Source organism: Legionella bozemanae (assembly GCF_900450575.1).
Lineage (GTDB): Bacteria > Pseudomonadota > Gammaproteobacteria > Legionellales > Legionellaceae > Legionella > Legionella bozemanae.
Genome location: NZ_UGGY01000001.1, coordinates 2,790,089 through 2,804,465, shown reverse-complemented (window position 1 = coordinate 2,804,465; position 14,377 = coordinate 2,790,089). Strand labels below are relative to the sequence as shown.

Genomic DNA, 14,377 nt, shown 5'->3' with positions numbered 1-14,377 from the left:
TGGCGCCTAGGGGGCAGCGAGGCGGGTTTAAGAGTGTGCATTCACCCCGGGTTTCGCTTCGCTGCACTCAGGTTACAATAATCTAGGTCTACAACCGGACTTAATCAAATCCCGTAGTTTAGTTGTGATGCATGGCTTCATGCAAGCTAAATAAACGAACTTCTACAATATCAGATTGCAGTTTTAACGCCAAAATCATGCGAGCACGCAATTCTTGCCACTGAGAAAATGTTTCATCACAGACTATATCTATCCCTATTTTGCCATCCAGATAATGTAAATTCCAAAATAAAATTTGGGGGAAATCAATATGAACTTCATTTAATAATAATTCGTGTAATACCTTCCTGCTGGGTAAATGCAAAGAAGGGCAAAAGCGTTCGTCATCTTCAGGATCAACATGGACGATCACATCTTTGACACTTTCTATTTGATCTGTAAGCGCATGGTGGACATGTTGCGCTATATAATGCCCTTCAGATACCGATATTTTAGGTGAAACAAGAATATGTACATCAATTAATACATCTTCCCCCATCGAACGACTGCGTAATTGATGAATTTTTTCAACTCCATCTACGCTTTGAATTACTTCTTCAATTCGAGTTAATAATTCTGGACTGACTGCGGTATCTACCAGCTCTTTGACACTATTCCAAGCATAGTCCCAACCCATCTTAACAATCATGAGTCCGACTATAATAGCTGCTATGGCATCAAGATAACTGAAACCGGCAAGGCTGCCAATTAAGCCTATTAAAACAACCAGGGAGGAGGCTGCATCTGAACGGTGATGCCAGGCATTTGCCGTAATTAATTTGGAGTTAATACGCCTGCCAATATACAGAGTATAGTGAAACAAAGTTTCATTGCTCATGATGGAGATACAAATTATAGGAAGGGTCAACCAATTTGGTACGAGATAATTGAAATGAAGTAAGTCATATATTGAATCCCAGGCAATACCAATACCTGCGAAAATAAGTAAAAGAGAGAGCAATAAAGTTGCTGCAGTTTCGATGCGTTGATGCCCATAAGGATGGCTTGCATCGGCATCGAGACTGCCATATTTAGAAGCAAATAAAACCATCGCATCTGTTATGAGATCAGATAAGGAATGTACTCCATCTGCAACAAGAGCATGGGAATGGAAAAAATATCCACCAATGAGTTTAATAATGCCAAGTAACGCATTTGAAATAGCTCCCAAAAGGGTTACTTTTTTTGCTTGCCAATATCTGTCGTGCTGAGCCATATTCTGTTTTTAAATAAGGTAAACCCTAAGTCAAACGGAGTTCTTGGTTTTCTCACAAAATCCTAGGTTTTAGTTTCATCTATTTTTATTGGCCATATTTAAACATGGTTAAGAATTTTTTTATATTAAAACTTACATGAATGGAATTTCGCTGGAATATTTTGCTGTGCTCTTAGAAGGGGAGAAATTAAGTTGATTTATAAGGTGCTTTACATCATGTTCACAGGATTATCCACAGATTTTGTGGATAAATAATTTAGATCTGATTCGAACTAAATAGGCAATGATACTTATAAAATAAGGTTTTTTTGAAGAATGTTCGGATATTTGGGCTTTTATTAAACGATGTGGTAAGAGAAGTTATCCACAGGATGTATTTTTGAATAGGTAGTAAATACGCCTGACTATCTTAACAAAGAAAAAAATAAAAAACAGTCTTGACTTTGGTATTTTAAAAAAAATTTTTGTTGTAGAGCTATGCATTATATAGTATGCAAAATTTGTACATGCACAGACTTACGAAAAATAAAAATTGGCAAATTCCAAAATGAAATTTAAGAGCGCTTTGTAAATTTATAAGGCAGTCACAAATGAGTCTGATTTTATAAGGTGTTCTACATCATGTACACAGAATTATCCACAGATTTTGTGGATAATTGATTTTCTGAAATTACAAAATTGAATTGTAGAAAAGCCTTGTAGAATAAGAATTTTTGGGTATATGCGTGATGATTTAGTTTGGGGTGTAAATTGAATTAGATGAAGTTATCCACAATGTGTGGTTTTGTAGAATTGCAAATCTGCTTAACTATGTTAACAAAGAAAAAAATAAAAAACAGTCTTGACTTGGGTATTTTAAAAATATTTTTACCCCTGCAAAAATTGTTCAAAATTTCCCAACCACCGCTGGGTAATATCGCGAGCAGTGCGCGGTGAGCTCTGTAACAGTTCTTTTGCTGTAGCAGGCAAAAGAGGAAGCAGGCTGCGATCACGCTGGGGATCTGCGATTTTAAATTGCCGATATCCTGTTTGTCGGGTGCCAAGTACTTCGCCTGCACCCCTTAATTCCATATCTTTCTCAGCAATAATGAATCCATCATTGGTTGCACGCATTATTTTTAATCGCTCAGCACCTTGTTGCGACAGTGGGGATTGATAAAGCAAAATACAATGAGATTGGGTAGCGCCTCTTCCTACTCGGCCGCGTAATTGATGAAGTTGAGATAAACCAAGACGTTCCGCATTTTCAATAATCATAAGACTGGCATTAGGAACATCCACCCCAACTTCAATCACTGTTGTGGCAACCAGTAAATTTATTTCGCCACATTTAAATGCAGCCATAGTCGCTTCTTTTTCTACAGATTTCATCCGTCCATGCACCAGACCTACACGTGCGTTGGGAAGTTGCTCTTGTAATGCTTGTGCTGTTTCAGTAGCAGCCATACATTGTAGTTTTTCTGACTCTTCAATGAGTGTACAAACCCAATAAATTTGACGTCCACTGGCTATGGCAACTTGTAATCGATTAATGACTATCTCTCGTTTATTCTGACTTAATACCGCTGTAGCAATGGGTAGGCGTCCAGGAGGTAATTCATCGATAATTGAGATATCCAAATGGGCAAAGTGAGTCATGGATAATGTTCTTGGGATAGGCGTGGCGGTCATTAATAACTGATGGGGGATGAGCTGATCTTGCTGCCCTTTTTGTTGCAGAAGCAATCTTTGCTCTACGCCAAATCGATGTTGTTCATCGATAATGACTAATCCTAAGCGAGCAAAGCTCACTGACTCTTGAAATAAGGCGTGCGTACCGATAATCAACTGGCAGCTGTGATCTGCAAGTGCAGCAAATGCTATTCGCCGTTCGCTAAGTTTCATTTTTCCGCTGAGTCGTACTATTTTAATTCCCAACGGTTCAAGCCAACGGATAAGATTATTGGCGTGTTGCTCGCTCAATAAATCTGTAGGCGCCATAAAGGCAACTTGTTGTCCGTTAGCAATCGCTTGTAATGCTGCCAGAGCTGCAATAATGGTTTTCCCTGCACCAACATCACCTTGTACCAAGCGCAACATAGGTTTCGTTTGCATTAAATCTTGGCTGATTTCCTGGGCTACTTTATGTTGTGCATTTGTGAGGGTAAATGGAAGCGAGTCCAAAAAACGTTGATTCAAGTTGTGATCTGCAGGCAATGCGACAGCGTGTAACGCATTACGTGATTCTCTGGCGAATTGCATACTGAGGCGCTGTGCTAACAATTCATCAAAAACTAATCGTTTTAGGGCAGGATGTTGCCCCTCTTCGAGCGATTGTACCGAGATATCTGGAGGGGGATTATGCAATAATTGAATTGCCTCTCCCAGAGGAAAAAAATTATTTATCCGCAGTTGTTCTTCATTCATCCATTCCAATTGCTGCAGCTCCTCTTTACAACTTGCTAAGGCAACATTTACCAACTGTCTTAAACGTGTTTGGCTTAAGCCTTGTGTGCTTGGATAGATTGGAGTGAGTGTTTCATTAACCTGACATTCATTTCCATCATTGAGTAACTGATATTCAGGGTGAGTCATAATCAGGGTATTATTGAATGCGCGTACTTCTCCAAATGCACGAACCATTGTACTGTTATTTAGATTATTGATTTGATTTTTATTAAAATGGAAAAACTGCAGCTTGATGATGCCTGTTTTATCTTCAATATAACAATGCAACATGGCACGTTTCCCAGTTTTAATTTCTGTTTTACATACCCGTCCAGCAATCACACACCAATCATTGGGACGTAAATCTTGAATGGGTGTTATTCGGGTTCTGTCTTGATAACGGTAAGGCAAATGGAACAGTAAATCACGCACGGAGTGAATTCCACATTTGGCAAGTTTTGCTGCGAGCGTTGGTCCGATACCTGTTAGTGATTCACAAGAGTTAGATAACACAGTATTCATGATTTTGAATGATGGTATTTAAAGTGTAACTCATAGTTAGGAGGGTAACAATTTGCTGTTTTAGCAAGACAGCAAATTCTGCTGTATGAGGAGATAAAACCTTTTCATATGGCACAAAAAAGCGCATAATAGCATCATTTTTGATGGAAACCGAGTCGCATGAAACAAACTGTAGAGCAGCTTTTAAAACACGCTTTAATATCATTACAAAAGTCAGGTGATGTACCCCCTGATTTGGATCTTGAGATTAAGGTAGATCGTACAAAAGATGCTGCTCATGGTGATTATGCCAGTAATTTGGCCTTAATTTTAGCAAAACCATGCCGTCAAGCACCGCGCAAAATAGCAGAACTTTTAGTTCATGCCCTCCCTGTTGATCCTGCAGTGGAAAAAGTTGAAATTGCTGGGGCGGGGTTTATTAATTTCTTCATACGCAGCAGTTCTCGCTCACAAATTATAGGTGAAATACTGGATAAGGAAGAGGGATTTGGGTGCAGCACGATTGGCCAAAATCAAAAAGTATTGATTGAATTTGTTTCTGCTAACCCAACAGGGCCTTTGCATGTAGGCCATGGTAGAGGAGCTGCTTTTGGTGCTACTTTGGGAAATGTCTTAAAGGCTGCAGGTTATGATGTGACATTAGAATATTATGTCAACGACGCAGGAAGACAAATGAACATTCTTGCGGCTAGTGTGTGGTTACGTTATCTGGAGCTTGCTGGTGAACCTGTTGTTATTCCTGCCAATGCGTATAAAGGTGATTATGTTTCCGAAATAGCGCAGGAATTTTGGGCCGAGCATGGTAAGGAATATGTGTATCCATGGGCTACTGTAACGGAAGGTTTGCCTCTTGATGAGCCTCATGGCGGTGATAAAGAGATTTATATTGATGCTTTGGTTTCTCGCGCAAAACAACTTTTGGGTACGAATGTTTTTGCTTTGTTCCATCAACATGCGTTACACACTGTTCTTGATGATATTAAAGATGATCTTGGTGAGTTCGGTGTGACCTACGAGAACTGGTTTTCTGAACAATCTTTATTTGAAGATGGCTCGATTCAAAAAGGTATTCAGGCGCTTAAAGATAGTGGCCATACTTTTGAAAAAGAAGGGGCGCTTTGGTTTAAAGCAACTGATTTTGGCGATGAAAAAGATCGAGTACTGGTGCGTGCTAATGGTCAAACTACTTATTTTGCTTCAGATGTTGCTTATCATTGGAATAAATATGATCGAGGATATGATCGGGTAATTGATATTTTTGGTGCGGATCATCATGGTTATATCACTCGGTTGCGTGCCGTAGTTAAAGCTTTGGGGCATGATGAAAGCGCGCTTGATGTATTATTAGTCCAATTTGCTATTTTATATCGTGGTTCTGAGCGGGTTCAAATGTCGACCCGTAGTGGTTCTTTTGTTACTTTAAGAGAGTTGCGCCATGAAGTAGGAAATGATGCAGCGCGTTACTTTTATGTGGCACGGAAGGCAGAACAACATATGGATTTTGATTTGGATTTGGCAAAATCAGAGTCAAGTGATAATCCGGTCTATTATATTCAGTATGCTCATGCCAGAATATGCTCTGTATTAAGACAATTAAAAGAGCGAGGTTTGCTTTGGGATAAAGCAATTGGGCTTAAGAATATTGATTTGTTAGATCAACCACATGAAACTCATTTAATTTCTTTAATTAGTAGATACCCGGAAATTGTGGAATTAGCGGCTGCTCATTGTGAGCCTCATCAAGTGGCATATTATTTACGTGAAGTAGCCAATGGCTTACATAGTTATTATAATGCTGTTCAGCTCTTGTGTGAGCAAGAGCAATTACGATGCGCACGCCTTTGCTTGTTAGCGGCAGTGCGTCAGGTATTAAAGAATGGTTTGGACTTATTGGGTGTATCAGCTCCTGAGAGTATGTAATGACAAAAGAATATGGAAATAGGCGTTCTTCGCGGTCGCGAAGTAGTGCACCTCATCAGCTTCTAGTAAGTACGTTTACTTTTTTATTAGGTTATTTGACTGCTTCTTTTTTCGATATTGAGACCGTCAGCCACTGGGTAAATTCCCAGGTTTTGGCTCATCAAGAAATAAAAAAAGAACCGGCTAAACCAGAGTCACAACGCGCAGTAATACCGCCTAAACCGAAATTTGAGTTTTATACTCTTCTGACTAATGAAAAAGTTCCTAGTTCGCAAGCCAATGCGAACTCTGCACCATCAGCTCAACCTGCTGCAAATGCAGCTGCTTCAGCTTCTACCCCAACGCTAAAGACAACATCTGTCAATGTCACTAGTGCAGCAACTACAGCAGCAACCTCAGCACGAACAAATACTTCTAATGCCCAACAGCATCCTGCTGTGATTAATAGAACATTTGCAGCAAAAACTGCTTCTTCAACAGATAGAGGAAAGTTTTTGGTGCAAGTAGCTTCTTTTAAAGCACGCAAAGATGCTGAACAGATGAAAGGTACATTGATACTTAAAGGTTTTAGTGTATATATCATTCCTGTAAGTCATGCTACAAAAGGTAATTGGTTTAGGGTAGTCGTAGGACCTTATCCTAATCGAGCGCTTGCCCAACAGGCTCAAATGGTTTTGGCCAGAAACGAACATCTGAATGGTATGGTTACCAGTGCTGGATAAACTTGGAGCCTATTTACATTTGACTCAAGCTAGCGAAATGTAAATAGGCTCCCCGTTTGGATGCAATGAAGTGCAACCAGGATGTGTTTAGCGTCGAGCAACTACCTGAATGTTTTCTGCATTTTTGATTGCATGAGGTTTACTAATTCCCACAGTAACTTGAGGAATTTTAAATTGTTTTTTGATTAAATCTGCAACTTCATTGGCTACTGTTTCAATAAGTTGAAATGATTTTGATTCAACATAAAGAGTCACACTGTTACAAAGTGCTTCGTAATCTATGGTTTTAGTCAAATTCTCCTGACATATACTGAAATCAGTATCAATACTAATATCAATTAATAATTGTTGATTAATGCGTTGTTCCCATTCGTAAACGCCAATTTTAGTACTTACATTAAGGGCTTTTATAATTAAAGTATCCAATGTTATTTCTACCTGCCAAAAAATGAGTTTCTGATTTTAGCGAAATAGTTATTCTTATGTATAGGGTTATAGAATACTGTCTCCCTGTTAATTGATGCAGATCATGTATCTCAATTCGCTTCGGAGTCAATTTTTGCATTATTTTAGAGTGGATATTCCTGTAAGTATGTTAGCATTAGGGCATTTTGATGATGTTGGGATAACATGATGTATGATCTGGATCAATCTCTGTTCCTTCGTGCTTTAAGACGACAACCTGTGGAGCGAACTCCAGTATGGATGATGCGCCAAGCAGGACGATATTTGCCTGAATATCGAAAGACTAGAGAGCAGGCGGGTGATTTTTTAAGCCTTTGCAAGAATCCTGAACTTGCTTGCGAGGTTACTTTACAGCCTTTGCGCCGTTACGCTTTGGATGCAGCGATTTTATTTTCCGATATTCTGACAATTCCTGATGCGATGGGATTAGGTTTATATTTTTCTGAAGGGGAGGGGCCTTGTTTTCATCGCCCCATACGTGATACGCAGGCGATTTCTAACTTACAACTCCCTGAAACGGAGTCTTTAGCCTATGTAATGAATGCAGTGCGGCTCATTCGCCAAGAAATGCCAAAAGAGCTTCCTCTAATTGGTTTTGCAGGCAGTCCATGGACTTTGGCGTGTTATATGGTTGAAGGTAAAAGTACTAGAGACTTTAAGCGTATTTTGCATTTGATCTATACCGAAAGTGAAGCGGCACATATGTTGTTGCATCAATTGGCACTATCAGTAACAAATTACCTGATTGAGCAAATTAAGGCAGGTGTTAATTCAGTGATGCTTTTTGACACCTGGGGTGGGATTTTAACACCGGAAAATTATCAAAAATTTTCCCTAGAGTATATGCAGAAGATTGTACAGCAAATTAAAGCTTATTATCCCAACATACCTGTTATTTTGTTTACTAAAGGTGGTGGTCAATGGTTAGAAAAAATGCTGATCACGGGTTGTGATGCTTTGGGAATTGATTGGACATGTGATTTGGGCGAAGCGCGGCAAAGAGTGGGTAAGCAAGTTGCATTACAGGGAAATCTTGACCCTTCCGTGTTGTTGACCTCGAAGCAATGTATTCGAGAACAAGTAAAAAAAGTATTGGCATCCTTTGGCTCAGGTTCAGGACATGTTTTCAACCTCGGCCACGGCATCACTCCTGACGTCCCCCCAGAACATGTTGCTGCCATGATTGATGCTGTTCATGAATTTAGTCCTTATTATCATCAAAAATGATCCCAATTGGAGCCTGGATTTGTATACTTGAGGTATCGTCGGTTTTTTTAATAGAAACCTCCACAAATTTTTTCGCCTACGTACTGCGTTTTATGCGCGGTACATAGAGAAAAATGTTGTGTACAGGCTATTACATTTTTAGTGTTTATTTTTCTTTCTTGATGTTCGTCAAGAGGTTGTAGGTAGTATTGTTCAAGAATCTGTTAGGTTATTTCGAAGAAATTTTGGAGATTCAAATTAAGCATAAGAAACGAATTTAGAATACTAAAAAATCATCATTATATCTAAATTATCTTAAGTAATTCTTAAAAAATAGTACAATAAAATAACAAATAGAAAAATAATTATCTAAAAATCATAGCTGCTCACGATGAGTCTGGTCAAGAAATGTGTAAGCACTATTCCCAGAGTTGTTTAAAATAGCCGTAAAGAGTAAGATGAAACGATTCAGGATTTGAAGAATAGCTTCTATGAAGGGAAATAAATCTCATAGTTGGATAATATGAATTCTCTCTATAAACAACTCATTCGATCTTCAATTTTAGGGACGCTTGTAATGCTGGCGCTCCTTTTTCTCTCTGCGGGTACCCTAGATTACTGGCAAGGTTGGATATATATGGTGGTGTTTATTATTGCCTCTACGGCATACAGTGTGTACCTGGCAAAATATGATCCAGCTCTTCTTAAGCGTCGTACCGAAGTAGGCATATCTTATGAAAAGGAACTTGCGCAGAAAATCATTATCTTTTGTCTTTATGTGAGCTGTATTGTGCTTATTGTCTTGGCACCGCTTGATGTACGCTTAGGCTGGTCGTCAGTACCATGGTACGTTTCGATCATTGGTGACGCGCTCGTTGTTTTCTCATTCTATATTTTCTATCTTGTCGCAAAAGTAAATACCTATGCTGCTGCCAACATTAGTGTTGAGAAAGAACAAAAAGTGATTACGACTGGCTTATATGGATTCGTCCGTCACCCGATGTACTTTGGCGCTATGATTCTTTTCATCGGCACACCACTTGCGCTGGGATCGTGGTGGGCACTGCTTTTGACCCCCATCTTCTTATCAATTCTAGTTGCTCGCATCCTGAATGAGGAGAAAATACTCGCACGGGATTTGTCTGGATATACGGAGTATCAAAAAAAAGTTACTGCTCGGCTTATACCTTTTATTTGGTAACTACTATAAAACAAGTCATTCTCTTATTAAGTTTTTTTATTACTACCTGATGAGACTGGATATGCAGTAAAACCCAAATTTTGATCCGAATTTTTTTGGCTCCCACCTCTATGTTAAATGGAATAGTTTATGCCATAATGATTTTCAAGCAATGACTTTTAATATTGGGGTTGGCTTTGCGAAGTAACGTTGGTGATAAATAAATTGTCCCGTTGTAGATAAAAAGATGGATTTTTCTCTACGTATAATCAAATGAAACGGATGTCCTCCATTATGAAAAACTCTCAAAAAAGTGCTGATGACATTCTTATTGATTTGGCACTACAAGGTGGTGGCGCTCATGGCGCTTTTACATGGGGCGTATTAGATCGTTTATTAGAAGAAAAGAAGCTGCGAATTGATGGTATTTCTGGCACATCTGCCGGCGCTATGAATGCCGTAGTTCTTGTTGATGGTTATACTAAAGGTGGTTCTCAGGGAGCACAAAATTCACTTGAATTGTTCTGGAAGAAGGTCTCTGATGCAGCACGTTTTAGCCTTTTACAACGCGGCCCCCTTGATATTCTTCTGGGCCAATGGTCGCTTGATTATTCTCCTTTTTTCATCACTATGGACATCTTGTCTCGCGTGTTTTCTCCATATGATCTTAACCCATTAGGGATAAATCCGCTCCGCGATATTTTAGCAAAAACCATAGATTTCAAACGATTATCACGAAGTTCAATCAAATTATTCATTACGGCGACAAACGTTAGCACCGGCAGAGGAAGAGTATTTCGCAATAACGAAATCACACCTGAGGTACTTCTTGCATCGGCATGTTTACCTACTCTGTTCAAGGCAGTCGAAATCAATGGAGAACACTACTGGGATGGCGGGTACTCAGGAAATCCCACAATTACACCGCTTGTACGTGAATGTAAATCGCAAGATACGATTTTAGTACAAATTAATCCTGTAGTGCGGCCAGATTTTCCTCAATCAGCAAAAGATATCCTCAATCGACTGAATGAAGTTTCGTTCAACGCAGTGTTACTTAAAGAACTTCGTATGATTGCTTTATTACGACGATTGGCTTATCCAGATGACTCTGAAGGGGCAAAATGGGCAGGCATGCGCATACATCGAGTAAGTAGTGACCTCATGCTTGAACTCGGTTCTTCATCCAAGCTCAATGCTGAATGGGACTTTCTGCTCATGCTTCGAGATAAAGGGCGTCAGGCGGCTGAAACGTTTCTCACGGAGCACGCGCATAACCTCGGCCGACGTTCATCACTTGACCTCGATGCCTTACTTGAGGGAGTTTAGTTCGTGGGAATCCTCGGGATTTTGCTTGGACTATTATTCCTTATCGTTTTAGCATTTCGTAGCTGGAGTATATTGCTTCTTGCACCCGCTGCAGCATTAGTCGCCACGTTTTTTGCTGGTGAGCCCTTGCTTGCCAGCTGGACACAAATATTCATGAGTGGCGCCGCTCATTTCCTTGCTCAATACTTTCCATTATTTTTGTTGGGCTCACTGTTCGGGAAATTGATGGATGACAGTGGTTCTGTTTCGGCGATTGCAGATTTTATGACGCAGAGGTTTGGGACAAAACATGCTATATTGGCAGTTGTATTAGCCGGAGCATTAGTGACTTATGGTGGGGTAAGTTTGTTTGTTGCATTTTTCGTGCTTGCACCAATGAGCCAAACTTTATTCCAAACTGCAGCTATTCCACGCAGGCTCATGCCAGCTGCAATTGTGCTAGGCACTTCTACATTCACGATGTCATCTTTACCAGGAACCCCCTCAATACAAAATGCTATTCCCATGCCTTTTTTAGGCACAACGCCATTCGCAGCTCCTGGCCTTGGAATCATTGCCTCAGCTGTGATGTTCGTATTTGGGATGTGGTGGCTCAAAAGAACTGCGGATGCTGCTAAATACGAAAGTGAACAATTTGGTGAAGGGGCGCCTGCTGAAGTGAATACTATTGTGAATGATCAACTTATTCGTGAGCGAGCCACCACAGCTCATGAATTTGATATTGCAGAGATCACCCATGGATGTCATAGCAAGGCTTTGCCCACAATTATTTCTGCCATTTTACCGATTATCGTAGTGATTGCTGTCAATTTCTTAATGGTACTTGTAATCCTTCCTCGTCTTGATTTTTCATTTCTAGCAAGGGAAAAGTGGGGGGCAACCTCTCTTTCTGCAGTGGCTGGTGTATGGTCTGTTGTTACAGCGCTCGTCGCAGCAATTTTTGTTGTGCTCATCATCAATTACAAACGACTTCCCAAATTGCGAGAAACAATCGATGCTGGTGCAAATGCATCTGTCTTACCTGCTTTAAGTGTTGCAAGTTTAGTTGGTTTTGGTGCAGTGATTGCATCACTTCCTGCATTTGCTGTTGTGCGTGATTGGGTTTTGGGAATAAGCGGTGGACCATTGGTTTCACTTGCAACCGCAACCAATATTCTCGCTGCTGTCACAGGCTCGGCATCTGGTGGACTTTCTATCGCTCTTGACTCTCTCGGCAGCACTTATTTGGCCTTGGCACAGAAATATGGAATTGATCCTGCCTTATTGCATCGTATCGCTGTTATTTCATCTGGTACACTGGATAGCCTTCCTCATAATGGAGCTGTTGTGACACTTCTGGCAGTATGTCAATCAACACATCGTGAAAGTTATCTTGATATTATGGTAGTGGGAATCGTTGGAGCAATTATTGCGCTCGGTGTCGTTATCGTTCTTGGGTCGATATTTGGTTCATTTTGAAGCAAGCATCGTCTTCTCGTTATGAGGATATTTGCTCTGATATTCCACTTCAGGAAAAAGAGAGCTTCTTTCTTGAGCTCTCTTTTACTGAGTTTTATAAAGAAAAGTTTGGAGGAAACAGGATCCGCAGCCCCTAACATTTATGGCAAATAAAGCGTTTTATTCGTTCCTAAACTGCCTGCTCAATTGAATGGCCATTTCGATTGATTGTTCATAATTGAGTCGGGGATCAACCAGACTATGATAGGCTTTTTTCAGATCGTCAGCCGCTAACCCACGAGCACCGCCAATGCATTCAGTAACATTATCACCAGTAAGTTCAAAATGAACACCACCTAGATAACTACCCATATTGCGGTGGATTTCCAAAGCTTGTTTTAACTCTAAAAGGATATTATCAAAATGACGTGTTTTAATGCCATCCGCTGTAGTTTCTGTATTACCATGCATGGGATCACAAGACCAGGTAACTGGGACTTTTGTTTTTCTCACTGTTTCAATAAGAGGGGGAAGTAGTTTATCTATATGTTGCGCTCCGAGGCGAGTAAACAATAAAAGTCGTCCTTCTTCGCGCTGAGGATTCGCTCTGTTCAATACTTCTTCCAACCATTCGGGAGTGGCTCCAGGTCCGATTTTGATGCCAATAGGATTTTCTACGCCACGTAAAAATTCCAAATGCGCGCTGTCAATTTGTGCAGTGCGCATACCAATCCAGGGAAGGTGAGTAGAAAGGTTATACCATAAACCATCTTCCATCTGCCGCGTCAATGCTTGCTCATAATGCAAATGCAGGGCTTCATGGGAAGTATAAAAATCGACCTTAGATAAATTACTGGATTGTATGCCACCAATAGTATCTAAAAAGTCCAACGCATCGGCAATTGATTTAACTAGAGTTTGGTATTCTTCTTTTTGCTTTGAATGTTCAACAAAACCTAAATCCCATTGTTGGGGATGATTGAGGCTAGCAAAACCACTATCGAGCAAACTACGAATAAAATTTAAGGTAATTGCTGAGCAGTTGTAGGCTTGTAACAATAATTTAGGATTGGGTTCTCGTGCTTCTTGGGTAAATTCTGGAGAGTTGACCAGATCACCCCGATAACTGGGTAAAGTAACACCATCAATTGTTTCATAATCCGAAGAACGGGGTTTTGCATATTGCCCGGCGATGCGCCCCACACGAATAATGGGTTTTCGTAACCCATGCAATAAAATCAAACTCATCTGTAAAATGATTTTTAATTTATTACTGATAATTTCTGAGCGACAATCATTAAATGACTCAGCACAGTCACCACCTTGAAGAATAAAAGCTTCTCCACGTCCAGCACGTGCAATTTCTTTTTTTAAATTTTTTACTTCACTACTGGTAACTAGTGGAGGTAAAAGGCTCAGTTGCTCTACAATTTTATTTAACTGTTCGTTATCAGCATAAGTTGCAGCTTGTAAATACGAGTATTGGAGCCAAGACGTAGGCGACCATTTTTGCATAAAAAACCCATGTAACTTTTTTGAGTCTAAGTATGGAATAAATGAACACATACTGCAAGCGAACTGGACCATAAATGATAAAGCTTTTATCCATCTGTATGCGTCTATATAGAAACTTTAGTGGACTTTGAAGGGCAAATGGAAGGAGGGTTTATGCTCATAAAGAGAATATTATTATGAGCTAAGCACCTGACAGCGTCTGCTGCTGTAGGTGCTTGAGGTCAGCTATAAGTGTTTCCCTTCTCACGGTGGAAAATAGTTTTCTTATGAGTTTTGCATTGAAAAAGACTGAGTTCTTTGATTTAGATGGAGCACAACGCTCATATGAAATTAGGGGCTTGAAAAATACTTTTTTTAGTTTGTATTGCCGTGATTTATATTAATTTGCTGCAATAAAAA

The 14,377-nt window shown here is 39.9% G+C and carries 10 protein-coding genes; 6 read left to right on the top strand and 4 right to left on the bottom strand.

All coding sequences use genetic code 11. The features are described 5' to 3' along the window. Positions 1-118 precede the first annotated feature (118 nt). Complete coding sequence (locus tag DY223_RS12320) at positions 119-1,255, bottom strand: cation diffusion facilitator family transporter (protein WP_058460127.1); 1,137 nt, start codon at positions 1,253-1,255, stop codon at positions 119-121. 867 nt (positions 1,256-2,122) lie between these two features. After that, positions 2,123-4,195, bottom strand: a complete 2,073-nt coding sequence (gene recG, locus DY223_RS12315) for an ATP-dependent DNA helicase RecG (protein WP_058460553.1) — start codon at positions 4,193-4,195, stop codon at positions 2,123-2,125. Positions 4,196-4,363: 168 nt separating this feature from the next. Between recG and argS the strand changes: the two genes are divergently transcribed. Together argS and DY223_RS12305 are read left to right on the top strand one after the other, a co-directional pair. Beyond that, entirely contained in the window at positions 4,364-6,124 is a 1,761-nt protein-coding gene (gene argS, locus DY223_RS12310) for an arginine--tRNA ligase (RefSeq protein WP_058460128.1), read from the top strand. Then, positions 6,124-6,846, top strand: coding sequence for an SPOR domain-containing protein (locus tag DY223_RS12305; protein ID WP_058460129.1), 723 nt, complete (start codon positions 6,124-6,126; stop codon positions 6,844-6,846). Before argS ends, DY223_RS12305 begins: the two co-directional genes overlap by 1 nt. An 87-nt stretch (positions 6,847-6,933) precedes the next feature. Here the strand turns inward: DY223_RS12305 and folB are convergent, their stop codons facing one another. Next, positions 6,934-7,272, bottom strand: a complete 339-nt coding sequence (gene folB, locus DY223_RS12300; RefSeq protein WP_058460130.1) for a dihydroneopterin aldolase — start codon at positions 7,270-7,272, stop codon at positions 6,934-6,936. A gap of 207 nt (positions 7,273-7,479) precedes the next feature. Between folB and hemE the strand changes: the two genes are divergently transcribed. The 4 genes from hemE to DY223_RS12280 all read left to right on the top strand — a co-directional run bounded on the left by hemE (position 7,480) and on the right by DY223_RS12280 (position 12,484). Continuing rightward, a complete protein-coding gene (gene hemE / locus DY223_RS12295; protein WP_058460131.1) occupies positions 7,480-8,538 on the top strand; it encodes a uroporphyrinogen decarboxylase in 1,059 nt (352 codons plus the stop codon). A 502-nt stretch (positions 8,539-9,040) separates the two neighbouring features. After that, positions 9,041-9,718 (top strand): methyltransferase family protein, encoded by a 678-nt coding sequence (locus tag DY223_RS12290; protein WP_058460132.1) that lies wholly within the window; start codon positions 9,041-9,043, stop codon positions 9,716-9,718. Between the two features lie 273 nt (positions 9,719-9,991). Beyond that, a complete protein-coding gene (locus DY223_RS12285; protein WP_082642481.1) occupies positions 9,992-11,026 on the top strand; it encodes a patatin-like phospholipase family protein in 1,035 nt (344 codons plus the stop codon). A 3-nt stretch (positions 11,027-11,029) separates the two neighbouring features. Continuing rightward, positions 11,030-12,484 carry a GntP family permease gene (locus DY223_RS12280; RefSeq protein ID WP_058460134.1) on the top strand — a complete coding sequence of 485 codons (1,455 nt, stop codon included), beginning with the start codon at positions 11,030-11,032 and terminating at the stop codon, positions 12,482-12,484. Positions 12,485-12,643: 159 nt separating this feature from the next. Here DY223_RS12280 and DY223_RS12275 read toward each other — a convergent pair whose 3' ends face one another. Further along, the gene (locus DY223_RS12275; RefSeq protein WP_058460135.1) at positions 12,644-13,978 is read right to left on the bottom strand and encodes a 3-deoxy-7-phosphoheptulonate synthase class II; all 1,335 of its coding nucleotides are present in this window, start codon (positions 13,976-13,978) and stop codon (positions 12,644-12,646) included. Between the last annotated feature and the right edge of the window lie 399 nt (positions 13,979-14,377).